Raw genomic sequence first — 23,227 nt, forward strand, 5'->3', positions numbered from 1 at the left:
AATATGAAAAGAAATAATTTTTTTAAAATAGCTCTTTTAGCTTTGTCTTTTTTTGCATTAAGTTGTGATAATTCAGATGATAATTTAAAGAGTTATACTGGTAATATTGAAGCTTATTTGTTTAATTTACCTGCTTCTAATTTACCTGTAAGTAATTCAGGAGACTCTTTTGTAGAGGTTGAAGTTGGTGTTACAACTAAGTCTAATGTTGATAGAACTATTACTTTATCTGTAGATCCTACTTCTACTGCTACTGCTGATCAATATACAATTGATGCTTCAACACTTGTAATTCCTGCAAATGAGTATGTTGGTAAAGTAAGAATTAATGGTAATTATGCTAATTTAGTTGATAATGTTACTACTACATTAGTTTTAAACATTGATGCTGAAGATATTATACCAGGTAAAGACTCTCACACTGTTAGTTTATTTAGATTTTGTCCTACTGATTTAGCAGGTTCTTATTCAGTTACAACAACTTACAGTTATCATGACTTTTTACCTTCGTATGCTTCTAATACTTTGACAGTCAATATTACTGAAACAGGTACAAACACCTATAAAGTTGATGATTTCTCTGGAGGTTTATATTCTACTGGTCCTTATGCTACGAATTATGGTACTGGTGTTGCCGGACAAGCTGGAAATAGAGATTTAGTTTTTGCAGTTAATTGTGGCAATATTTCTTGGAGTGGTCAAACTGATCCTTGGGGACAAATTCTTGCTGATGGTCCTTGTACGTATGATCCTGTTACAGGTGTTATTACAATTGCATGGACATGTACAGGTTACGGAGAGACTGGAGTTTCAGTTTATACACCTAATTAGTTTTTCCGATAATTTTATTACTTTAAAGACCATACATAGTATGGTCTTTTTTTTATTATCTTTGTCCAATATTTTTTTATATGAAATTTTTAGGCTTATTTTTTTTTCTTACCTCTATATGTTTTGGACAAATCGATACTACTTTTAATAAGAAAAAGGATATTGATAAGTTATTTTTAATTAATGATTCGCTTAGAATTAATTTATACAAAATCTACACCCTTCAAAAGGATACTACCTATGTAGATACATCACTTACCATTAAAAGTGAGTATAAGTACAATTTATTAAGAAAAGATATTTTTGGTTTGTTGCCTTTTGCAAATGAAGGGCATACTTACAATTCCTTAGATTTTGCTTTATCTAATAAAAATGCTATGCCTAACTTTGGATTTAAAGCCAAGCATTTTAACTATTTAGAAGCTACCGATATTAAATATTACAATGTTCCAACACCTCTTACGGATTTGTATTTTAAAACAGTAATGGAACAAGGTCAGGCTTTAGATGCTTTTTTAACTGTAAATACAAAGCCTAATTTAAATTTTTCTATTGCTTATAGAGGACTCCGTTCATTAGGTAAATATGTGAATAATTTAACCAGTTCTGGAAATTTTAGATTTACAAGTAGTTATTATACTATAGACAAGCGCTATTTTTTAAATGCCCACTTTACAGGCCAAGACATTTCTAATCAAGAAAATGGTGGAATTGTAAATTTACAAGAATTTGAAACCAGCGAAGATCCGTTCAACGAAAGAGAACGTATAAAGGTTTATTTTACTGATGCTACTTCGCTTTTAAAAGGGAATCGTTTTTTTATCGATCATTCCTTTAAATTGAATAAAGAAAACCCTAATAGCTTGGTGTTTACGCATCAATTTAATCAAGAATATAAATTTTTCGAGTTTACTCAGCCAACAGTCAATGAAAGATTCGGAGATACTTATACCAATAAAATAAGTAATAAGACGCGTTATAATCATTTGTATAATAAATTTGGAGTTGCCTATAAAACAAAATCATACGGTGATTTAGAATTTTTTATAGACGATAACAATTATAATTACTATTATAATAGTGTTGTTTATGATATAAATGGAAATATCACGGTCCCTAATTCTGTTTCTGATAGAATTAATATGATAGGTGGTAATTACACTTATTTGATTAATAGAATAAATGTAAGATTACACACTTCTCAATCTATTACAGATCAATCAATTTCAAATATTGAGGCTAGTGCAAATTATAAATTGAATGACGATTACAATTTCCAATTCAAGTATCAGAAATTAAATAGCTTGCCTAATTTAAATTTTACTTTATATCAAAGTGGTTATATCGATTACAATTGGTTTAATAATTTTAAAAACGAAAAACTAAACCAATTCGAATTTTCCGCACAAACAAAATGGTTAAATGTTTCTGCAACATATAAAGTACTTAATGACTACCTGTTTTTTGATAATCAAACAAACGACATTACAGAGTTAACGGTTAAACCTATTCAGTACGATAAAACCATTAATTATCTTTCAGTAAAAGCAAATAAAGAAATTAAGTTTTGGAAATTGGCTTTAGATAATACTATTTTGTATCAATCGGTCGAACAGTCTGACGATATTGTTAATGTGCCTCAAATTGTAACCCGAAATACGTTGTATTTTACAGATTATGTATTTAAAAAAGCAATGCTTTTGCAAACAGGAGTAACTTTTCAATATTTTTCTAAATATTACGCCAACGATTATAATCCTTTGATTGGTGAATTTTATGTACAAAATGAAACAAAAATAGGAGGATTTCCTATGTTCGATTTCTTTATAAATGCAAGAGTACGTCAAGCACGAATTTTTCTAAAAGCAGAACATTTCAACTCCGCTTGGACAGGTTATGATTTTTATTCAGCACCAAATTACCCATATCGCGATTTTATTGTCCGCTTCGGTTTGGTTTGGAACTTCTTTAGATGATTTGAAACGAATTGTTCGGGCGTTTTTGCTGTCCATTTTCCTGCTGTCCACTATAGTTTTTTGTTTTTAGCAAACAAAAAAGCTACCGTTCCCATCAGGGTTAGTTAGCCAATCATTTTCTTTTTTGGATTCTTGTTTAAACAGCTAATCTTCTTAATTCAAACTTCTAATTTCTGAATTCAAAATTTCACACTATCTTTGCAAAAAATTTGAAGACTTTGAGGTTTTCTAAATTCAAATTTCTAAATTCTAAATTTTACAATGAAATACGCAAAAAATATATTAGAAACTATAGGTAATACACCATTAGTACAATTAAACAAAGTTACAGCCGAAGTTGATGCATTAGTATTGGCTAAAGTAGAAACCTTCAATCCAGGAAATTCTGTTAAAGATAGAATGGCAGTTAAGATGATTGAAGATGCAGAAGCAGACGGTCGTTTAAAACCAGGAGGAACCATCATTGAAGGGACTTCAGGTAATACAGGAATGGGATTAGCTTTAGCAGCTATTGTAAAAGGTTATAAATGTATTTTTGTAATTTCAGATAAACAATCAAAAGAAAAATCAGATATTCTTCGCGCTGTTGGAGCAAAAGTAATCGTTTGTCCTACAGATGTTGAACCAACAGATCCTCGTTCATATTATTCAGTATCAAAAAAATTAGGTGAAGAAATTCCTAATTCTTGGTATGTAAATCAATACGATAATCCAAGCAACGCAACCGCACATTACGAACAAACAGGTCCAGAAATTTGGGAACAAACAGAAGGAAAAATTACGCATTTCGTAGTAGGTGTTGGAACTGGGGGAACCATTTCTGGAGTAGCGAAATATTTAAAAGAAAAAAATCCAAATATTAAAATTTGGGGAATTGACACCTATGGTTCGGTTTTCAAAAAATACCACGAAACCGGAATTTTTGATGAGAACGAAATCTATTCTTACATCACAGAAGGAATCGGTGAAGACATTCTACCAAAAAATGTTGACTTTTCATTAATCGACGGATTTACGAAAGTTACCGATAAAGATGCAGCTGTTTATACAAGAAAAATCGCATTAGAAGAAGGGATTTTTGTTGGAAACTCTGCTGGAGCAGCTGTAAAGGGTTTATTGCAGTTAAAAGAACACTTTGGTCCAGAAGATGTAGTTGTGGTCTTATTTCACGATTCTGGAAGCCGTTATGTTGGAAAAATGTTTAACGATGATTGGATGCGCGAAAGAGGTTTCTTAGAAGAAGAAATCACAAAAGCAGAAGATTTAATCAAAGAACATATCGAAAAGCCATTAGTAATTGTTCGTACTGAAGAATTAGTTTCACATGCTATCGAAAGAATGAGAAAATATAAAATCTCTCAAATTCCTGTAGTAGATGTAAATGGTTTTGTAGGTTCTGTTGATGAATCCGATTTATTTCAAAGTTTCATTACTGATAAAAACACTGCCGAAAGACCAATTCGCGAAGTTATGGGTAAGCCTTTTCCTATTGTAAAATTAGGAACGCCAGTTGAAGAAGTTTCTAAATTAATTACAAAAGAAAATCAAGCAGTTTTAATTGATTTAGGAAATGGTAAACATCACATTATTACGAAATATGATATTATTGGTTCAATAAAATAAAAATTAAAGCCGTTCATTTGAACGGCTTTTTTATTTTGTCTTTTAATTTTTTACTATTTTTTGCGTTTTAACTTTTCCTTCAGTAGAAGTTATTTTAGCAAAATAGGTTCCAGAATTTAATTCTGTTATATCAATCTTATTTGAATTTTCAGTAGCTTTTACTAGACTTCCTAAAATATTGAAAATTTCAATTCTTGATATAGCTTCAATAGCTTCAACATTCAAAATTCCATTTGTTGGATTTGGATAAATTGAAATCTGTTTGTCATCAAAAGATGGCGTGCTTAAAGTTCCTGTAACGTTAACATTATCAATAAACCAATTGTCGCCATCATCTTGAGTCATTACAAAAGCAATGTAAATTTGTTGTCCATTGTAAGCACTTAAATCTACTGTTTTTAAACTTGTTAAAGGTGCTGATAAAATATCTGTAAAATCAGCCTCGGCATAAGTAGCAACATTTGTAAATGAAGCGTGAGAGGTTTGTGAAGTTGTAGAAACTTTTACTTGATAAACTGTTCCGTACGGATCTGTATATTGTTGTCCTCCGTAGAAAGTTAAAGAACAGCTAGTTCTGTTAGATAAGTCAATTAAAGGTGTTACAAGCCAATCTTCTGCATTACCGCCGGTAACATTTTCATACCTTACAAAAGCAGAATTTCCAGGAGAGTAATTTCTGGCTGTACTTGTTCCCCAATCAAAACCAGTTCCTAAGTTGTTGGTTCCTCTAAAAGCGGTCCAACCAGCAGGAAGTGTTGTGGCGACATCAAAATTTTCGCTCAATTGAGCTTGTGTTAATTGAATTAACAACAAAAACGTTAAAGAGTAGAGTTTTTTCATAATAAAATTATTTAAATAATTAATTAATAACAACAAATGTAGTTAAAATTATATAAATAATAAAAAAATTATTCTCCTAGTAAAACTCCTGAAACATTCCAAGCGCTAAAACTTCCACCTTCATTTGGGCCTTGAGGGATTTTCACTTGTATCGTATGAGTTCCCGCTTTCAAATCTCCTAATTCAATATAAATCGGATTCGTGGCTGTACCTGGACACCAATTCGAACGACTCAAATCAGATGAAGACAACCCATCGTTAAAATTTCCGGAAACTGGATTAAATAATCGGTAGCCACCACAATCTTGTCGCCATGGAATAAACGAAAACAATTCTTTCCCGTTTAAAACAATCGTATTTCTTTTTGGAACAAATTCATCACCATTTTCCCAGCCACCATGTCCAGTCGAAATGTAACGTAGTTTCGCATTTTTGATTTCTTTATCTAACGTGAAAGTAACTTCCAAACCTTTTTCATGATTGAACATCGTAGCATATTCTTGTTCTGCCATTTCCATTACGTTTGTTGTATTAAATAACGGAATAGAAATATTGGTTTTGTCTAATGAACTCTCGCTCGGATTAATCGTAATATTCATCGAGATTTTATGTCCGCCTTTATCATAATTACCAATAAAAGTTCCTACGTAAACGGTTTTTCCTGATAGATTCGATTTTAAATCAGTAATTTCCATTCGGTACGGAACAATTTCGTGCCAAGTTTTATCTTTCAACTGAATGTAGTTGTATTGTTTAATTCCGAAAGGAGTAAAAAAGCGCATTAATTCAATAATTGGAGAAAATTCTGTTGTAGCTACAACACCTTGATATTTTTTTCCATTTCCGTTTTCATAAATAGGTAGAGTTTTAGCACCATTTTGCAAACCATCTAAAAACGATTGTTTCTTATCTTGCGGAATCACAAAAACTGAACCTGTTCTGTCATAAGCATCGCCATTTGATTGCTCAGTTAAATCTAAAAAGACTAAATCTCCTTTTTTAATTTCCGGAAAAGTGATTTTTTTTAAGATGATGGTTCCGTTTGCAAATCGTAAGATACTGTCATTAGATTTTGAGCTTTCTGAAAAGTTAATGGTTTCATTTTTAAAAACTTTAATTGTTGTGAAACGACTTTTCCAAACCAAATCTTTATAAGTTAATCCATCTAAAACAGGACTTTTGGTTGTACTTTTTTGTAATTCTAAACTCGGACTAACCGATTTTATTTTCTCGATTTTAGTAGCTGAAATCACAAAATTCCCATTACGAACCATTTCCAAAACCAGACCAATGTTTTGTCCTAATGTTGTTGGCGCTCCTTTAACTTGTAACTCGTTAGTGTACCAAAGTTCCATTGTATTTGAGTTGACAATGATTTTTGCTTTTTGACATTTGTAACCTAAAATTGTTTTAGTCTCTGCTAGAAATTCGAAATTTTGTTTCGCTAAAGAAAGACTATCAACCGTAGTAACCGATTTCTCTTTTTTGAGTTGGGTTACTTGAACAATTTTATTTTCAGTGTGATTGATTAATGTTTGTTCAAAAGGAAAACCAGCTTTTCCAAAATTCATTTTTTCTGAAGTAACTAAAGTTTCTGTTGGATTTGTAAAAACTAAAATCGCATCTTGATTTTCGATTAGTTTTCCATTTGAGCTTCTAGTGTAAGTAATTTTGAATCCTTTTGGCGGTTTTGCATTGGTTTGAGATTGTGCGAACGTAAAAAGGCTTAATAATGTGATGGTTATAAAATTTTTCATAAATGTTGAGTTGTTCAGCAAATATAATTTTTTATCTTTGTTTTTCAATTATATACGCCATACAGAATGAAAGAAGATTTTTTGCACCACGTGTGGCAATTCAAGAAATTTGATATTGCCAATTTAAAAACTACAAAAGGAGAATCAATTCAAATTCTCAATTCGGGTCAATATTTGCAACTTACGGGACCTGATTTTTTCAATGCGCAATTGATTATCGGAAATCAAAAATGGGCTGGAAATGTAGAAATTCATCTCAAGTCATCAGATTGGTATGTTCACAATCATGAGAAAGATTCCAATTATGATTCTGTTATTTTGCATGTCGTTTGGGAATATGATGTGCCTATTTTTAGGAAAGATGATTCCGAAATTCCAACGTTAGAACTCAAGGAATATGTTGCTCTTACAGATTTGCATAAATATCAGTCGCTAGTAAGTCAGAAATCCTGGATTTATTGTGAAAATGAAATTGGAAATGTAGATGATTTTATCTTTAAAAATTGGCAAGAACGTTTGTTTTTTGAACGCTTAGAACGAAAATCGCAACTAATTTTTGAATTAGCGGAAATTTCTAATCAAGATTGGGAAGCAGTTTTGTTTTGTCTTTTAGCTAAAAACTTCGGATTGAATACGAATGGTGAAATGTTTTATAAAATTGCTAAATCAATTCCGTTTTCGGTTGTTCGAAAAGAATCTTATTCTTCGGAATCGTTAGAAGCTTTATTATTAGGTCAAGCGAATTTGCTTTCACAAGATTTTCAAGATAATTATGCGAAAGAGTTGCAAAAATCCTATAATTACTTAGTTCTGAAATATCAGTTGTGTGAAAAAGTATTTGGTTTGGTAGAATTCTTCAAACATCGTCCAGATAATTTTCCTACTATTCGATTGGCGCAATTGGCTAATTTGTATTTTCATCAAAAGAATCTTTTCTCTTTGGTTATGAATGGTACTTCCATAAATGAATTGTATCAGATTTTTAATGTAGGAGTAAGCCAATATTGGGAAACACATTATAATTTTGATAAAGATAGCTCGAAAAAGATGAAAAAACTTTCTAAATCATTTATCGATTTATTGGTTATCAATACAATCATTCCACTTCGATTTGCTTATGCCAGAAGTCAACAAAAAGAAATCACACAGGAATTAATTGATTTAGCGATTTTAATACCTGCAGAGAAAAACGCAATTCTTGAAAAATTTTATTCTTTCGGAGTCAACTCTCAAAACGCATATGAATCTCAATCCTTATTGCAATTAAAAAAGAATTATTGCGATAATAAAAAGTGTCTAGATTGTGCTATCGGACATTTTATACTTAAAAAATAATCGTATTTTTGGAAAAAATATTAAAAATGGTTCAAAACCTATTGCATTTTTTTGAAAAACATGGATTTTTTGTGGCCACACGTTTGGCCGACCGTTTGGGTATGCGTGCTACTAACGTGCGTTTGTTTTTTATTTACATATCTTTTATAACAGTAGGTTTAGGATTTGGATTGTATCTTACTTTGGCATTCCTTTTAAAGTTAAAAGATATGATAAAAACTAAAAGAAGTTCAGTTTTTGACTTATAAAATTTCATTAAGTGTAAGTTTTATTTGAATTTTAGATACTTTTATTATCTTTGAAGCATTAACAACCAATAAAATTATATGGCAGCAAAAGTAGAAGCGTGGGGTTCACGCGTAGGACTAATCTTGGCTATGGCTGGAAATGCTGTTGGATTAGGGAATTTTTTAAGATTTCCGGTTCAAGCAGTTCAAAATGGTGGAGGGGCCTTTATTATTCCTTATTTAGTTTGTTTTTTATTAATGGGAATCCCATTATTGTTGATTGAATGGTCAACAGGTCGTTTCGGTGGAAAATTTGGTAACCACAGTACACCTTATATATTAGATACAATGGCTAAAGGTCGTGTATGGAAATATATAGGTGTTTTTGGAATTTTTACTAATATTGCCGTTGCTGCATATTACTGTTATATCGAGTCTTGGACAATGTCTTATGTGTATCACTCAATTGTAGGAACATTTGACGGAATGAGTCAAGCAGACGTAGCAGGATTCTTCAATTCTTATGTGGATATTTCTCAATCTACTACTGGAATTCCTTACGAAGCAGTTATCTTTTACATTTTATGTTTATTATTAAATACTTGGATTTTATCTAAAGGTTTAGGAGGTATCGAGAAAGTTGCCAAAATTGGAATGCCATTATTGATTTTATTCGGTGTAATTTTAGCCGTAAGAGGAGTTACTTTAGGAACTAGCGGAGCTTCAGATATTTTTCCAAATGCAAATGCATGGGATGGTCTAAATTTCTTATGGACACCACAATTTGATTCATTGGCAAATCCTAAGGTTTGGTTAGCTGCTGCAGGTCAAATTTTCTTTACGCTGTCAGTAGGTATGGGAACCATTCATTGTTATGCGGCTTACTTAAAAGAAAAAGATGATGTGGCATTAAATGCTGTATCTGCTGGATTTATGAATGAGTTCGTTGAAGTGGTTTTAGGTTCTTTAATTGTTATTCCTATTGCTGCTGGATACTTAGGATTAGATTGGGTTATTCAAAATGCAGGTTTTGGTATGGCTTTCCAAACAATGCCTTATTTGTTCCAACAATGGGGTGGTGTTTTAGCTATCTTAGCTGGTGTTTTTTGGTTCGGACTTTTATTCTTTGCCGGAATTACTTCTTCATTAGCTATGGGAACCCCATGGATGGGATTCATGTCTGATGAATTTGGCTGGTCTAAAAATAAAGGAGCATGGTCTTTTGGAGCCTTAGCTTTAATTATGGGATTACCAACGGTTATTTTCTATAATCAAGGAGTTTTTGATCAATATGACTATTGGGCAGGAACTGTGAGTTTGGTTGTATTTGCTTTCTTAGAAACCGTATTGTTTTCTTATATCTTTGGAATTAACAGAGGGTGGGAAGAAATCAACAAAGGAGCTGATATCAAATTGCCTAAATTCTTTAAATATGTAATTTTGATTATTACACCATTATTATTAGGTGCTGTTTTGGTGTCAAGTATTCCAGATTGGGTTAATCAAATTAAGAACAACGATACCAATAATAAAGAATGGTTTGCCGATAATTATTTTGCTGAAAACTTTGAAGGTTCGGGTGCTGTTTCTGGAAAAGTTATTGAGGTAAAATCGGATTATATAAAATTTGAATTTGAAAGCGAAAGAAAGAAATTTGATAAAGTGTCGAATCAAGTTCTTGTTGAAAAATTCAATGATACAAAAGAATATAAATTTGATTCAAGTTTAAATCAAGAAGCTATTGTAAAAGTTGGAGATGTTATCAAACCAGGTGATGCAATTGCGAAAGGGAATTTTACAAACAATACATTATATAAATTTATAGGAAGAATGTTATTGTTGTCACTTTTTGTATTTATTTCAATAATTGTTTACGTTGCTTACAAGAAACGTGTTAAAGAAGGGAGAGCTACATTATGAATTCAGCAGCATTAATTACAATGGTTTTGGCACAAGGAATTGTTATTTGTTTAACACTTTATTTTTTCTATAAAGTTTTAAAAACTCCACCTGTACAGGAACCAGATTCCTTCTCTGATAATGATGAGGAATCAGTTAGAAAAAACGATTAAATAAAAGTAAAATGAATAAAATAAAATCCTACTTCATGTTTTCAAGAGAACACCGAAGTGGGATTTTCTTGTTATTTGCAATCATCATTTTGGTACAGTTAAGTTATTTTCTTTTTAAGGATAATTTTACGTCAACAAAAAATAATCCTGAAGATAAAGCTTGGTTGTTAGTTCAAAATGAAATTGATAGCTTGAAAAGTATTCAATCAACAAAAAAAGATACAATTTATCCTTTTAATCCAAATTATATAACAGACTACAAAGGATATAAGTTAGGAATGACAATTCAAGAAATTGATCGTTTACATGCTTTTCGTAAAACTGGAAAATTTGTAAACTCAGCAGAAGATTTTCAACAAGTTACTAAAGTTTCAAATGCATTTCTTTCTAAAATTAGCCCTTATTTCAAATTTCCAGATTGGGTAAAAAATAAGACCAATGTTGCTTCAGAAAAGTTTCATAAGTTTTTACCAAAGGAAAAAGAAAAAATCATCCAAAAAGATATAAACACAGCAACTCGAGAAGATTTAATTGCAGTGTATGGTATTGGGGAAAAATTAGCGGATAAGATTTTATTAGAAAAAGAGAAGTTGGGATGTTTTGTGAGTATGGAGCAATTTCAGTTTATGTGGGGAATTAGCCCAGAAGCTTTGGCGGATTTAGAAAAAAGATTTACCGTAAAAACTCAAAACGGATTGAGTAAAATTGCAATTAATGATTTGTCTCAGAAAGAATTGGCAAAATTTCCCTATTTTAATTATGCATTGGCTAAAGAAATTGTCATTTATAGAACCATGAATAATGGAATTAAGAATATTGATGATTTAACAAAAATTAAGGGAATGCCTAACGAAAAAATAAAAATAATCGCCTTATATTTGGATTTTTAAAAATATTACCAATAAAACAACCTATACAATTACAGATTTATGAATTCAATGTATTTCACAGAAGAACACGAATTATTCAGACAAAGTTTTAGAGATTTTTTACATAAAGAAGTGGTTCCTCACATTGAAAAATGGGAAAAAACAGGAACTATTGAGCGTTTTATTTGGGAAAAATTTGGAGAAATGGGCTTCTTTGGATTAAATTATCCTGAAGCGTATGGAGGAATGAATTTAGATTTATTCTACACTGTTATATTTTTAGAAGAACTTCAAAAAGTAAAATCTTCTGGTTTTGCTGCAGCTATGTGGGCACATGCTTATTTAGCAATGACACATTTAAATGCTGAAGGAGATGAAAGAATTAAACAAGATTATTTAGCGCCAAGTATTGCTGGAAAAAAAATTGGAGCTTTGTGTATTACAGAGCCATTCGGTGGAAGTGATGTTGCTGGGATGAGAACAACAGCGGTAAGAAGTGGAGATAAATTTGTAATCAATGGTTCTAAAACATTTATCACAAACGGAGTTTATGCTGATTACTATGTTGTAGCCGCTAAAACAAACCCAGAATTAGGGAATAAAGGAATTAGTATTTTCTTAGTAGATGCAAAAAACCCAGGTATTTCTGCTACTAAGCTAGATAAATTAGGTTGGAGAGCATCAGATACTGCTGAACTTGCATTTGATAATGTTGAAATTCCTCTAGAAAATTTAATGGGTGAAGAAGGAAAAGGTTTTCCATACATTATGCAGCATTTTGCTTTAGAGCGTTTAATTATGGCAATCAACGCTCATGCAAGAGCAGAATATGCGCTTGAGTATACTATAGAATACATGTCGCAACGTGAAGCTTTTGGTAGTAAAATCAACAAGTTTCAAGCTTTAAGACATACAATGGTAGAGCATGCAACAGAAGTAGAACATTGTAAAATATTTAACTATGCTGCTGTAGCTCGTTTAGATAAAGGTGAATATGTAGTTAAAGAAGCTACTATGGCAAAATTAAAATCGACTAAAGTGGCTGATTTAGCTATTTACGATTGCTTGCAAATGCTAGGTGGTTATGGTTACATGGAAGAGTATCCATTAGCACGTTTATTAAGAGATAGTCGTTTAGGTCCAATTGGTGGAGGAACTTCTGAGATTCTGAAAGAAATTTTATCAAAAATGATAATTGATAATCAGAATTATACACCAGCAGTTAAATAATTTTAATTTATAATTTTTAATTTATAATTTTTAATTCAGAATTATTTTCTACATTTGCACCCTTAACGAGAGGAGGTGTCTATATTATGTTAATTATACCAATTAAAGACGGAGAAAATATCGATAGAGCATTAAAGCGCTATAAAAGAAAATTTGATAAAACAGGAACTGTTCGTCAGTTACGTGCACGTCAAGCTTTCATTAAACCATCTGTTGTAAACAGAGCTAAGATCCAAAAAGCATCTTACATTCAAGGATTAAGAGACTCATTAGAGAGTTAATTTTTGAATAAACTATACTAACCGCTAACTAATAAAGTGTAACTTTGTTGTTAGCGGTTTTTTTATGTCTACAAATCTACAAGCATATCAAGATTATTTGGTTAAAGAGAAGAATTATTCTCCTTTAACGGTTCGTGCGTATTTAGATGATATCAAATCTTTTCAAGAATATCTTACTGGTCAATCTGTAAATCTCGATGAAGTTATTTATCCACATGTTAGAAATTGGATAGTAACTTTAGTAGAGCAAAATATTTCAACCACTTCGGTCAATCGAAAAATATCAGCATTAAAATCGTATTATAAGTTTCTTTTAAAAGTAAAGCAGATTTCGGTTAATCCTTTATTGAAACATAAATCATTAAAAACAGCCAAGAAAGTTCAAATTCCTTTTTCCGAAAAAGAGTTACAAGATGTTTTTTTAGATAATGATTATTCAAGTGACTTCGAAGGTGTTCGAAATAGATTTGTGATTGAACTTTTTTATGCTACAGGAATAAGAAGGGCTGAGTTGATAAATTTACAGTTAAATAGTGTAAACGAAATTCAAAAAACAATTCGGGTTGTTGGAAAAAGAAATAAAGAGCGAATTATTCCAATGTTAGATTGTACGTTAAATTTGTATAAGATGTACAAGGAACAACGAAATCATTTAGAGGTAATTAACGATAAAGAGATGTTAATTTTATCTAAAACTGGAAATAAAGTAAGCGAATCGTTTGTTTATCGGTTAATAAATGACTACTTTAGTGCTGTCTCGAAAAAAGAAAAGAAGAGTCCCCACGTTCTTAGGCATTCCTTTGCAACACATTTGTTGAACAATGGAGCCGATTTAAATTCCGTAAAAGAGTTATTAGGTCATGCTAGTTTGTCGTCTACTCAGATATATACCCACAGCAGTTTGGCTGAATTAAAAAAAGTGTATCAAGAAGCGCATCCTAGAAACAAAAAATAACTCTATTGTATAACCATTTTAATTAACAGAATTATGAAAGTTAATGTGCAAGCAGTAAATTTTAATGTAGACAGAAAATTGGTAGATTTCATTCAAGAGCGAATGGATAAATTGGAAAAATATTATGATAAAATAGTTTCGGCTGAAGTTTTTTTGAGGCTTGAAAATACGAGTGATAAAGAAAATAAAACAGTAGAGATAAAAATTAATGTTCCAGGAGACGATTTTGTAGTTAAAAAAACAGCAAAAAGTTTTGAAGAGGGAGTAGATTTATCTGTTGATTCTTTAGAGCGAGTAATCTTAAAAAGAAAAGAAAAATTAAGAGCGCATTCATAAAAAGAAAAAAAACATAAAAAATGTTTTGATTCAAAAATAAATTATATACATTTGCAGTCCGTTAGAAATAGCGGACTTTTTATATTTAAGTTGCCGGTGTAGCTCAGCTGGCTAGAGCAGCTGATTTGTAATCAGCAGGTCGTGGGTTCGAGTCCCTCCATCGGCTCAAAGTTGTAAGTAGCTTAATATAAAAGGTTTGGGGAGATACTCAAGCGGCCAACGAGGGCGGACTGTAAATCCGCTGACTACGTCTTCGCAGGTTCGAATCCTGCTCTCCCCACGAGATTTTGAATTTAGAGAGAAGGATTTGGTTTTTCTGAATTCTGATGGCTAACTTCTGAATACACAAAAGCCGGTGTAGCTCAGGGGTAGAGTGCTTCCTTGGTAAGGAAGAGGTCACGGGTTCAATTCCCGTCATTGGCTCTTAAAAAAGTTTATTTTTTGAACACTAATATATAACTAAGATTAAATTATTAAATCATGGCAAAAGAAACCTTTGATCGTTCGAAGCCCCATTTAAATATTGGAACTATCGGACACGTTGACCACGGTAAAACTACGTTAACAGCTGCAATTACTAAAGTATTAGCTGATGCTGGTTTATCAGAAGCAAAATCATTTGATCAAATTGATAATGCTCCAGAAGAAAAAGAAAGAGGTATTACTATTAATACATCTCACGTAGAATATTCTACAGCTAACCGTCACTACGCTCACGTTGACTGTCCAGGTCACGCGGATTACGTTAAGAACATGGTTACAGGTGCTGCTCAAATGGACGGTGCTATCTTAGTAGTTGCTGCTACAGATGGTCCTATGCCACAAACAAGAGAGCACATCCTTTTAGGTCGTCAAGTAGGTGTGCCTAGAATGGTTGTATTCATGAACAAAGTGGATATGGTTGATGATGCTGAATTATTGGAATTAGTAGAAATGGAAATTAGAGATTTATTATCTTTCTATCAATATGATGGTGATAATGGTCCAGTTATCCAAGGTTCTGCTTTAGGTGGATTGAATGGTGATCCAAAATGGGTTGCTACTATCATGGAATTAATGGAAGCTGTTGACAACTGGATTGAATTACCAGCTCGTGATGTTGATAAGCCTTTCTTAATGCCAGTTGAAGACGTATTTACAATTACTGGTCGTGGAACTGTAGCTACAGGTCGTATCGAAACAGGAGTTGCTAATACAGGTGATGCTGTTGAAATCATTGGTATGGGAGCTGATAAATTAACTTCTACTATTACAGGAGTTGAGATGTTCCGTAAAATCCTTGATAGAGGTGAAGCTGGAGATAACGTAGGTTTATTATTAAGAGGTATCGCTAAAGAAGATATCAAAAGAGGAATGGTTATTGTTAAGCCAGGATCTGTTAAACCACACGCTCACTTCAAAGCTGAGGTATATATCTTGAAAAAAGAAGAAGGTGGACGTCATACTCCATTCCACAATAACTACCGTCCACAGTTCTACGTACGTACAACTGACGTAACGGGTACTATTTCTTTACCAGCTGGTGTAGAGATGGTTATGCCTGGTGATAACTTAACAATTGATGTTACTTTGTTAAGCCCTATCGCTTTATCAGTAGGTTTACGTTTCGCTATCCGTGAGGGTGGTAGAACAGTAGGTGCTGGTCAGGTTACTGAAATTTTAGACTAATTATAAGTCGATAATAATTAAAACCAGCAGTTCGCTGCTGGTTTTTTAACAAACGGGCGTAGTACAAGGGCTAGTATAGTGGTCTCCAAAACCATTGATGGGGGTTCGAATCCCTCCGCCCGTGCAAATAAAGATTAAAATGACAAAAGTAGTTAATTACATATCTGAAGCATTTCATGAATTGAAAACGAATGTTACTTGGCCAATTTGGGCAGATGTACAACGTTTGACAATTATTGTAGCTGTATTTTCAATTGTTTTCGCTCTATTAACTTGGGGTGTTGATGAATTATTTGTAAAAGCTCTTGAAGGTTTTTTTAACATTTTAAAATAGTACTTACAGTATGGCTGATAATAATGTTAATAAGTGGTATGTAGTAAGAGCTGTAAGTGGTCAGGAAAACAAAGTTAAGGCTTACATTGAAACGGAAGCAGCAAGATTAGGTATGGCTGATTATATTTCTCAAGTTCTTGTTCCTACTGAAAAAGTAGTTCAAGTTAAAGATGGGAAAAAAATAGCTAAGGATAAAGTTTACTTTCCTGGTTATATTATGATCGAAGCTAACTTAACAGGTGAAATTCCTCATATCATCAAATCGATTCCAGGTGTTATCGGTTTTTTAGGTGAAACTAAAGGTGGTGATGCTGTGCCATTAAGACAATCTGAAGTAAACAGAATGTTAGGTAAAGTAGATGAATTGTCAGTAACAGTAGATAATGTTGCTATTCCTTATGCTGTTGGTGAAACAGTAAAAGTGGTAGACGGACCTTTCAATGGTTTCAATGGAACTATTGAAAAAGTAAATGAAGAAAAGCGTAAACTTGAAGTAATGGTGAAGATTTTCGGAAGAAAAACACCTTTAGAGTTAAGTTTCATGCAAGTTGAAAAAGTATAATTTTCGTTACATATATAAATCACATCAATCGCTTCCAATTGATAGATGTGCTAAATTTTTTTAAAAATGGCAAAAGAAGTTAGTAAAGTAGTTAAACTACAAGTTAAGGGAGGTGCTGCGAATCCATCGCCACCGGTTGGACCTGCTTTGGGGGCTGCTGGGGTTAACATCATGGAGTTCTGTAAGCAATTTAATGCTAGAACGCAAGATAAGCCTGGCAAAGTTTTACCAGTACAAATTACTGTGTATAAAGACAAGTCTTTTGACTTTGTTGTTAAAACGCCACCTGCTGCAATTCAATTATTAGAAGCAGCAAAATTAAAGTCTGGTTCAGGGCAACCTAACCGTAAAAAAGTAGCTAACGTTACTTGGGATCAAATTAGAACTATTGCTGAAGACAAAATGGCAGACTTAAACGCTTTCGAAATCGAAAAAGCGATGAGTATGATTGCTGGAACAGCTAGATCTATGGGTATAACAGTAACAGGAAATGCTCCTTTTTAATCTCTAAAAAGAAATTAGACAATGGCAAAATTGACAAAAAAGCAAAAAGAGGCTGCAGCAAAAATTGAGAAGAACAAACTTTACACTTTAAGAGATGCTTCTGCATTAATTAAACAAGTTGCTTCTGCAAAATTTGACGAGTCTGTTGATATCGCAGTGAAATTAGGGGTAGATCCTAGAAAAGCGAATCAAATGGTAAGAGGGGTTGTAACATTACCTCACGGAACTGGTAAAGATGTAAGAGTTTTAGCTCTTGTTACTCCAGATAAAGAAGCGGAAGCTAAAGCTGCTGGTGCAGACCACGTAGGTTTAGATGATTATCTTCAAAAAATCAAAGACGGTTGGACAGATATTGATGTAATCATCACTATGCCAGCTGTTATGGGTAAATTAGGTCCATTAGGACGTGTTTTAGGACCAAGAGGTTTAATGCCTAACCCTAAAACAGGAACTGTAACTATGGATGTTGCTAAAGCTGTTGCAGAAGTAAAAGCTGGTAAAATCGATTTCAAAGTTGATAAAACTGGTATCGTTCACGCTGGAATAGGTAGAGTATCTTTTGATGCAGATAAAATCTACGAAAATGCACACGAAATCGTTCAAACATTAATCAAATTAAAACCAACTGCAGCTAAAGGTACATATATTAAGTCTATTCACTTATCTTGTACAATGAGTCCTGCTATTGCTTTAGATCCTAAAGCAGTATAATTGGTAGTTAAAAATTTTTAGTATGACTAGAGAAGAAAAATCAATCGCTATTGAAGATTTAACTGCACAGTTAGCGGATGTGAATGTTGTTTATTTAGCAGACATTTCAGGACTAGATGCAGATACTACTTCAAACTTAAGAAGAGCTTGTTTTAAAGCTGGTATTAAATTAGAAGTTGTTAAGAACACATTGTTAGAAAAAGCAATGGAAGCTTCTGATAACGACTTTGGTGATTTATCATCAGTTCTTAAAGGAAATACTTCTATGTTTATTGCTGATACAGCTAATGGACCAGCAAAAATCATTAAAGAATTCCGTAAGAAAGGTGAAAAACCAATCTTTAAAGGAGCTTATATTAACCAAGAAATTTACATCGGTGACAACTTATTAGACAGCTTAGTAGCTATCAAATCTAAAGAAGAAGTTATCGCAGAAATTATTGGATTATTACAATCTCCTGCTCAAAGAGTTATTGCAGCTCTTCAAAATCAACCTAACAAGGAAGAAGGAGCAGAATAATAAGTACGCACAAATAAATTATATTTTTTACAAAACATTTTAAACGATAGAAAAAATGGCAGATTTGAAACAATTCGCAGAACAATTAGTTAACTTAACAGTTAAAGAAGTTAACGAATTAGCAACAATATTAAAAGATGAGTATGGTATCGAGCCTGCTGCTGCAGCTGTAGTAGTTGCTGCAGGTGGAGGAGATGCTGGTGCTGCTGCTGAGCAAACAGAATTTACAGTAGTATTAAAAGACGCTGGTGCTTCTAAATTAGGAGTTGTTAAAGCTGTTAAAGAATTAACAGGTTTAGGTCTTAAAGAAGCTAAAGATTTAGTTGATGCTGCTCCAACAAATGTTAAAGAAGGAGTTTCTAAAGATGAGGCTGAAGGTCTTAAGAAAGCTTTAGAAGAAGCAGGAGCTGTAGTTGAGTTAAAATAATTTATACTCATAAATAAGCTAGGTTTAGGTCTTGAGAGTGTTCTCAAAGACCTAAACCATTTTGCGTATATTAAATTATTGTATTTTTTATGCGTTTAAAAGTAAACAATAACGAAGAAAAAAATTAAACTATCTTTCCTGGTTTATTTTAAAGATGTATTGTTTATTTAAAAGGAAGTATTGTTAAAACAGTGTATTTACACAAAAATTACTTTTTTTAAATCAAAATTTTATCCATTGATGATTGCTAATCAGACTGAAAGATTAAATTTTGCTTCAACAAAAAACATTCCACAATATCCAGATTTTCTAGATATTCAAGTGAAATCGTTTAAAGATTTTTTTCAATTAGAAACTAAATCTGACGAAAGAGGCAACGAAGGGCTGTATAATACCTTCATGGAAAATTTTCCAATTACGGATACGAGAAATCAATTCGTATTAGAATTCCTAGATTATTTTATTGATCCACCTAGATATACCATCGAAGAGTGTATTGATAGAGGCTTAACGTATAGTGTGCCTCTAAAAGCTAGATTAAAATTATATTGTACTGACCCTGAACACGAGGATTTTGAAACAATCGTTCAAGATGTGTATTTAGGAACAATACCATATATGACGCCTAGCGGTACATTCGTAATTAATGGTGCTGAGCGTGTAGTTGTATCGCAATTACATAGATCTCCAGGTGTATTCTTTGGTCAGTCTTTCCATGCAAATGGAACTAAATTATATTCTGCCAGAATTATTCCTTTTAAAGGTTCTTGGATTGAATTCGCTACCGATATCAATAACGTTATGTATGCGTATATCGATAGAAAGAAAAAATTACCTGTAACTACTTTATTCAGAGCTATCGGATTTGAAAGAGATAAAGATATCTTAGAAATTTTCGACTTAGCTGAAGAAATTAAAGTATCTAAAACAGGTATCAAGAAATATGCAGGAAGAAGACTTGCTGCACGTGTATTAAATACATGGCATGAAGACTTCGTTGATGAAGATACTGGTGAAGTAGTTTCTATTGAGCGTAACGAAATTATCTTAGATCGTGATACGATTCTTGATAAAGATAATATCGAAGAAATAATTGAAGCAGACGTAAAAACTATTCTTTTACATAAAGAGGATAACAATGCGGCTGATTACACAATTATTCACAATACGTTACAAAAAGACCCAACAAACTCTGAAAAAGAGGCTGTTGAACACATTTACAGACAATTACGTAACGCGGAACCGCCTGATGAGGAAACGGCTCGTGGTATTATAGATAAATTATTCTTCTCTGACCAACGTTATAACTTAGGTGAAGTAGGTCGTTACAGAATGAACAAAAAGTTAAACCTTGATATTCCTATGGAAAAACAAGTTTTAACGAAAGAAGATATTATTACAATCGTTAAATATTTGATCGAATTAATCAACTCCAAAGCTGAGATTGATGATATTGATCACTTATCAAACCGTCGTGTAAGAACAGTTGGTGAGCAATTATCAGCTCAGTTTGGTGTAGGTTTAGCTCGTATGGCTAGAACTATCCGTGAGAGAATGAACGTTCGTGATAACGAAGTGTTTACACCTATCGATTTGATTAATGCTAAAACATTATCATCGGTAATTAACTCATTCTTTGGAACTAACCAGTTATCTCAGTTCATGGATCAAACGAATCCATTAGCAGAGATTACTCACAAACGTCGTTTATCTGCCCTTGGACCTGGAGGTTTATCTAGAGAAAGAGCTGGTTTCGAGGTTCGTGACGTTCACTACACGCACTACGGAAGACTTTGTCCAATTGAAACTCCTGAGGGACCAAACATTGGACTTATTTCATCTTTAGGAGTTTATGCTAAAGTAAATGGAATGGGATTCATCGAAACGCCTTACCGTAAAGTAACGGATGGTGTGGTTGATTTAGAATCGACTCCAGTTTATTTAAGCGCTGAAGAAGAAGAAGGTAAAATGATTGCACAAGCAAACATTGAAATGGATGCTAAAGGTAAAATTACCGCTACGAATGTTATTGCACGTGAAGAAGGAGATTTCCCAGTGGTTGCTCCAACTGCCGTTCATTATACAGACGTTGCTCCAAATCAAATTGCTTCGATTTCAGCTTCATTGATTCCTTTCTTAGAGCATGATGATGCGAACCGTGCGTTGATGGGATCTAACATGATGCGTCAGGCCGTTCCATTATTACGTCCTGAGGCTCCAATCGTAGGTACTGGTTTAGAAAGACAAGTTGCTTCTGATTCAAGAGTATTAATCAATGCGGAAGGAAACGGAACTGTTGAGTATGTTGATGCCGATATGATCACTATCAAATACGACAGAACTGAAGAAGAGCGTATGGTTAGTTTTGATACAGATGAGAAAACATATCAATTAATCAAATATAGAAAAACCAACCAAAGTACTTGTATCAACTTAAAACCTATCGTTAGAAAAGGTGACAGAGTTCAATTAGGTCAAGTATTATGTGAAGGTTATGCTACTCAAAACGGAGAATTAGCAATCGGAAGAAACTTAAAAGTGGCGTTCATGCCATGGAAAGGCTACAACTTCGAGGATGCTATCGTAATTTCTGAAAAAGTAGTACGTGATGATATTTTTACATCATTGCATATTGATGATTATACATTAGAAGTTCGTGATACTAAATTAGGTAACGAAGAATTAACTAATGATATTCCTAACGTTTCTGAAGAAGCTACTAAAGATTTAGATGAAAACGGTATGATTAGAATTGGTGCTGAGGTTAAACCTGGCGACATTCTAATCGGAAAAATTACACCAAAAGGAGAATCAGATCCTACTCCAGAAGAAAAACTTTTAAGAGCTATCTTCGGTGATAAAGCAGGTGATGTAAAAGATGCTTCATTAAAAGCATCTCCATCTTTACACGGTGTGGTTTTAGATAAAAAATTATTTGCGAAAGCAGTAAAAGATAAGAGAAAACGTTCTAAAGATAAAGAAGATGTTGATAAATTAGAAACAGAATTCGAAGTTAAGTACAACGACTTGAAAGACAAATTAATTGAAAAATTATTTGTTATCATCGATGGTAAAACTTCTCAAGGTGTAATGAACGATTTAGGTGAAGAAGTATTACCAAAAGGTAAAAAATTCACTAAAAAAATGTTACAAGGTGTAGAAGATTTTGCTCACTTAACTAAAGGTCAGTGGACAACAGATGAGCATACTAATGCAATGGTAAACGACTTAATTCACAACTACAAAATCAAATTAAACGATTTACAAGGTTGGTTAAGAAGAGAGAAATTTACTATTACAGTTGGAGATGAATTACCTTCTGGAATTTTAAAACTTGCTAAAGTTTACATCGCTAAGAAACGTAAATTAAAAGTAGGGGATAAAATGGCAGGACGTCACGGTAACAAAGGTATTGTTGCTAAAATCGTTCGTCATGAAGATATGCCATTCTTAGAAGACGGAACACCTGTTGATATCGTATTGAATCCACTTGGGGTACCATCTCGTATGAACATTGGACAGATTTATGAAACAGTTCTTGGTTGGGCTGGACAAAAACTGAACAAGAAATTTGCTACTCCAATTTTTGACGGTGCTACTTTAGATCAAATTAATGAATTTACAGACGAAGCTGGAATTCCAAGATTCGGTCATACCTACTTGTATGATGGAGGAACTGGAGAGCGTTTCCACCAACGTGCAACTGTGGGTGTAATTTACATGTTGAAATTAGGACACATGGTAGATGATAAAATGCACGCACGTTCTATTGGTCCATACTCGTTAATTACGCAACAACCATTAGGAGGTAAGGCTCAATTTGGAGGTCAGCGTTTTGGAGAAATGGAGGTTTGGGCACTTGAAGCATACGGTGCATCAAGTACTTTAAGAGAAATCTTAACTGTTAAATCGGATGACGTAATTGGTAGAGCTAAAACTTACGAAGCTATCGTAAAAGGAGAAACTATGCCAGAACCAGGATTACCAGAATCATTCAATGTATTAATGCATGAATTGAAAGGTCTTGGATTAGACATCAGATTAGAAGAATAAATAAGAATGCAGTATTCAGTTCCGATTTCTCGGAGCTGAATACTTATTTATAATAAGTTTTTAAGGATTTATAACCGTAAACCGTTCCGATTTTTTATTTAAACCTTTGGGTTTTT

At 32.9% G+C, this 23,227-nt stretch carries 22 protein-coding genes and 4 tRNA genes; 24 read left to right on the forward strand and 2 right to left on the reverse strand.

What is annotated here, in order from left to right; translation table 11 throughout:
- The 3 genes from L6Q46_RS00005 to L6Q46_RS00015 form a co-directional block, all read left to right on the forward strand.
- The coding region (locus L6Q46_RS00005; RefSeq protein WP_291282575.1) for a hypothetical protein at nt 1-831 on the forward strand (831 nt) is incomplete at its 5' end.
- Nucleotides 832-911: 80 nt separating this feature from the next.
- Nucleotides 912-2,807, forward strand: a complete 1,896-nt coding sequence (locus L6Q46_RS00010; protein WP_291282576.1) for a putative porin — start codon at nt 912-914, stop codon at nt 2,805-2,807.
- Between the two features lie 261 nt (nt 2,808-3,068).
- Nucleotides 3,069-4,430, forward strand: a complete 1,362-nt coding sequence (locus L6Q46_RS00015; RefSeq protein WP_291282577.1) for a pyridoxal-phosphate dependent enzyme — start codon at nt 3,069-3,071, stop codon at nt 4,428-4,430.
- Nucleotides 4,431-4,472: 42 nt separating this feature from the next.
- On the opposite strand, the gene L6Q46_RS00020 is transcribed toward L6Q46_RS00015, so the two are convergent.
- Both L6Q46_RS00020 and L6Q46_RS00025 read right to left on the reverse strand, forming a co-directional pair.
- Complete coding sequence (locus tag L6Q46_RS00020; protein ID WP_291282578.1) at nt 4,473-5,270, reverse strand: choice-of-anchor J domain-containing protein; 798 nt, start codon at nt 5,268-5,270, stop codon at nt 4,473-4,475.
- Between the two features lie 68 nt (nt 5,271-5,338).
- Nucleotides 5,339-7,027 (reverse strand): GLPGLI family protein, encoded by a 1,689-nt coding sequence (locus L6Q46_RS00025; RefSeq protein WP_291282579.1) that lies wholly within the window; start codon nt 7,025-7,027, stop codon nt 5,339-5,341.
- Between the two features lie 66 nt (nt 7,028-7,093).
- On the opposite strand from L6Q46_RS00025, the gene L6Q46_RS00030 reads away from it, so the two are divergent.
- The 21 genes from L6Q46_RS00030 (at nt 7,094) to rpoB (ending at nt 23,111) form a co-directional block, all read left to right on the forward strand.
- The gene (locus L6Q46_RS00030; protein WP_291282580.1) at nt 7,094-8,362 is read left to right on the forward strand and encodes a DUF2851 family protein; all 1,269 of its coding nucleotides are present in this window, start codon (nt 7,094-7,096) and stop codon (nt 8,360-8,362) included.
- Between the two features lie 26 nt (nt 8,363-8,388).
- Complete coding sequence (locus L6Q46_RS00035) at nt 8,389-8,610, forward strand: PspC domain-containing protein (RefSeq protein WP_111567651.1); 222 nt, start codon at nt 8,389-8,391, stop codon at nt 8,608-8,610.
- A 78-nt stretch (nt 8,611-8,688) separates the two neighbouring features.
- Entirely contained in the window at nt 8,689-10,509 is a 1,821-nt protein-coding gene (locus L6Q46_RS00040) for a sodium-dependent transporter (RefSeq protein WP_291282581.1), read from the forward strand.
- The gene (locus tag L6Q46_RS00045; RefSeq protein WP_220084606.1) at nt 10,506-10,661 is read left to right on the forward strand and encodes a hypothetical protein; all 156 of its coding nucleotides are present in this window, start codon (nt 10,506-10,508) and stop codon (nt 10,659-10,661) included. Before L6Q46_RS00040 ends, L6Q46_RS00045 begins: the two co-directional genes overlap by 4 nt.
- An 11-nt stretch (nt 10,662-10,672) precedes the next feature.
- Nucleotides 10,673-11,551 (forward strand): helix-hairpin-helix domain-containing protein, encoded by an 879-nt coding sequence (locus tag L6Q46_RS00050; protein ID WP_291282582.1) that lies wholly within the window; start codon nt 10,673-10,675, stop codon nt 11,549-11,551.
- 39 nt (nt 11,552-11,590) lie between these two features.
- On the forward strand, nt 11,591-12,760 hold the full coding sequence (locus L6Q46_RS00055) for an acyl-CoA dehydrogenase family protein (protein WP_291282583.1): 1,170 nt from the start codon (nt 11,591-11,593) through the stop codon (nt 12,758-12,760).
- Between the two features lie 86 nt (nt 12,761-12,846).
- Nucleotides 12,847-13,041, forward strand: a complete 195-nt coding sequence (gene rpsU / locus L6Q46_RS00060; RefSeq protein WP_111567655.1) for a 30S ribosomal protein S21 — start codon at nt 12,847-12,849, stop codon at nt 13,039-13,041.
- Nucleotides 13,042-13,105: 64 nt separating this feature from the next.
- Nucleotides 13,106-13,996 carry a tyrosine-type recombinase/integrase gene (locus tag L6Q46_RS00065; RefSeq protein WP_291282584.1) on the forward strand — a complete coding sequence of 297 codons (891 nt, stop codon included), beginning with the start codon at nt 13,106-13,108 and terminating at the stop codon, nt 13,994-13,996.
- 33 nt (nt 13,997-14,029) lie between these two features.
- Nucleotides 14,030-14,332 (forward strand): ribosome-associated translation inhibitor RaiA, encoded by a 303-nt coding sequence (gene raiA / locus L6Q46_RS00070; protein WP_111567657.1) that lies wholly within the window; start codon nt 14,030-14,032, stop codon nt 14,330-14,332.
- A 92-nt stretch (nt 14,333-14,424) separates the two neighbouring features.
- Nucleotides 14,425-14,498: transfer RNA gene (locus L6Q46_RS00075), tRNA-Thr, on the forward strand.
- Between the two features lie 32 nt (nt 14,499-14,530).
- Nucleotides 14,531-14,612, forward strand: a tRNA-Tyr gene (locus L6Q46_RS00080).
- A gap of 71 nt (nt 14,613-14,683) precedes the next feature.
- Nucleotides 14,684-14,755, forward strand: a tRNA-Thr gene (locus tag L6Q46_RS00085).
- Between the two features lie 57 nt (nt 14,756-14,812).
- Entirely contained in the window at nt 14,813-16,000 is a 1,188-nt protein-coding gene (gene tuf / locus L6Q46_RS00090) for an elongation factor Tu (RefSeq protein WP_111567658.1), read from the forward strand.
- A 52-nt stretch (nt 16,001-16,052) separates the two neighbouring features.
- Nucleotides 16,053-16,124 (forward strand) — tRNA-Trp (locus tag L6Q46_RS00095).
- A 15-nt stretch (nt 16,125-16,139) separates the two neighbouring features.
- On the forward strand, nt 16,140-16,334 hold the full coding sequence (secE, locus tag L6Q46_RS00100) for a preprotein translocase subunit SecE (protein ID WP_008256584.1): 195 nt from the start codon (nt 16,140-16,142) through the stop codon (nt 16,332-16,334).
- A 10-nt stretch (nt 16,335-16,344) separates the two neighbouring features.
- Nucleotides 16,345-16,896 carry a transcription termination/antitermination protein NusG gene (gene nusG, locus L6Q46_RS00105; protein WP_111567659.1) on the forward strand — a complete coding sequence of 184 codons (552 nt, stop codon included), beginning with the start codon at nt 16,345-16,347 and terminating at the stop codon, nt 16,894-16,896.
- A gap of 66 nt (nt 16,897-16,962) precedes the next feature.
- Entirely contained in the window at nt 16,963-17,400 is a 438-nt protein-coding gene (gene rplK / locus L6Q46_RS00110; RefSeq protein ID WP_026724872.1) for a 50S ribosomal protein L11, read from the forward strand.
- 21 nt (nt 17,401-17,421) lie between these two features.
- A complete protein-coding gene (gene rplA, locus L6Q46_RS00115; RefSeq protein WP_291282585.1) occupies nt 17,422-18,111 on the forward strand; it encodes a 50S ribosomal protein L1 in 690 nt (229 codons plus the stop codon).
- A 22-nt stretch (nt 18,112-18,133) separates the two neighbouring features.
- The gene (rplJ, locus tag L6Q46_RS00120; RefSeq protein ID WP_026724870.1) at nt 18,134-18,631 is read left to right on the forward strand and encodes a 50S ribosomal protein L10; all 498 of its coding nucleotides are present in this window, start codon (nt 18,134-18,136) and stop codon (nt 18,629-18,631) included.
- A gap of 55 nt (nt 18,632-18,686) precedes the next feature.
- Nucleotides 18,687-19,058, forward strand: a complete 372-nt coding sequence (gene rplL, locus L6Q46_RS00125; protein WP_026724869.1) for a 50S ribosomal protein L7/L12 — start codon at nt 18,687-18,689, stop codon at nt 19,056-19,058.
- Nucleotides 19,059-19,298: 240 nt separating this feature from the next.
- Complete coding sequence (rpoB, locus tag L6Q46_RS00130) at nt 19,299-23,111, forward strand: DNA-directed RNA polymerase subunit beta (protein ID WP_291282586.1); 3,813 nt, start codon at nt 19,299-19,301, stop codon at nt 23,109-23,111.
- Nucleotides 23,112-23,227: the final 116 nt, after the last annotated feature.

This window comes from Flavobacterium sp., assembly GCF_023151265.1.
GTDB lineage: Bacteria > Bacteroidota > Bacteroidia > Flavobacteriales > Flavobacteriaceae > Flavobacterium.

Excerpts from the sequence above, each read along its gene's own strand:
- L6Q46_RS00010 (WP_291282576.1), top strand. The coding sequence starts at position 912 with ATGAAATTTTTAGGCTTATTTTTTTTTCTTACCTCTATATGTTTTGGA.
- L6Q46_RS00015 (WP_291282577.1), top strand. The coding sequence starts at position 3,069 with ATGAAATACGCAAAAAATATATTAGAAACTATAGGTAATACACCATTA.
- L6Q46_RS00020 (WP_291282578.1), bottom strand. The coding sequence starts at position 5,270 with ATGAAAAAACTCTACTCTTTAACGTTTTTGTTGTTAATTCAATTAACA.
- L6Q46_RS00025 (WP_291282579.1), bottom strand. The coding sequence starts at position 7,027 with ATGAAAAATTTTATAACCATCACATTATTAAGCCTTTTTACGTTCGCA.
- L6Q46_RS00030 (WP_291282580.1), top strand. The coding sequence starts at position 7,094 with ATGAAAGAAGATTTTTTGCACCACGTGTGGCAATTCAAGAAATTTGAT.
- L6Q46_RS00035 (WP_111567651.1), top strand. The coding sequence starts at position 8,389 with ATGGTTCAAAACCTATTGCATTTTTTTGAAAAACATGGATTTTTTGTG.
- L6Q46_RS00040 (WP_291282581.1), top strand. The coding sequence starts at position 8,689 with ATGGCAGCAAAAGTAGAAGCGTGGGGTTCACGCGTAGGACTAATCTTG.
- L6Q46_RS00045 (WP_220084606.1), top strand. The coding sequence starts at position 10,506 with ATGAATTCAGCAGCATTAATTACAATGGTTTTGGCACAAGGAATTGTT.
- L6Q46_RS00050 (WP_291282582.1), top strand. The coding sequence starts at position 10,673 with ATGAATAAAATAAAATCCTACTTCATGTTTTCAAGAGAACACCGAAGT.
- L6Q46_RS00055 (WP_291282583.1), top strand. The coding sequence starts at position 11,591 with ATGAATTCAATGTATTTCACAGAAGAACACGAATTATTCAGACAAAGT.
- rpsU (WP_111567655.1), top strand. The coding sequence starts at position 12,847 with ATGTTAATTATACCAATTAAAGACGGAGAAAATATCGATAGAGCATTA.
- L6Q46_RS00065 (WP_291282584.1), top strand. The coding sequence starts at position 13,106 with ATGTCTACAAATCTACAAGCATATCAAGATTATTTGGTTAAAGAGAAG.
- raiA (WP_111567657.1), top strand. The coding sequence starts at position 14,030 with ATGAAAGTTAATGTGCAAGCAGTAAATTTTAATGTAGACAGAAAATTG.
- tuf (WP_111567658.1), top strand. The coding sequence starts at position 14,813 with ATGGCAAAAGAAACCTTTGATCGTTCGAAGCCCCATTTAAATATTGGA.
- secE (WP_008256584.1), top strand. The coding sequence starts at position 16,140 with ATGACAAAAGTAGTTAATTACATATCTGAAGCATTTCATGAATTGAAA.
- nusG (WP_111567659.1), top strand. The coding sequence starts at position 16,345 with ATGGCTGATAATAATGTTAATAAGTGGTATGTAGTAAGAGCTGTAAGT.
- rplK (WP_026724872.1), top strand. The coding sequence starts at position 16,963 with ATGGCAAAAGAAGTTAGTAAAGTAGTTAAACTACAAGTTAAGGGAGGT.
- rplA (WP_291282585.1), top strand. The coding sequence starts at position 17,422 with ATGGCAAAATTGACAAAAAAGCAAAAAGAGGCTGCAGCAAAAATTGAG.
- rplJ (WP_026724870.1), top strand. The coding sequence starts at position 18,134 with ATGACTAGAGAAGAAAAATCAATCGCTATTGAAGATTTAACTGCACAG.
- rplL (WP_026724869.1), top strand. The coding sequence starts at position 18,687 with ATGGCAGATTTGAAACAATTCGCAGAACAATTAGTTAACTTAACAGTT.
- rpoB (WP_291282586.1), top strand. The coding sequence starts at position 19,299 with ATGATTGCTAATCAGACTGAAAGATTAAATTTTGCTTCAACAAAAAAC.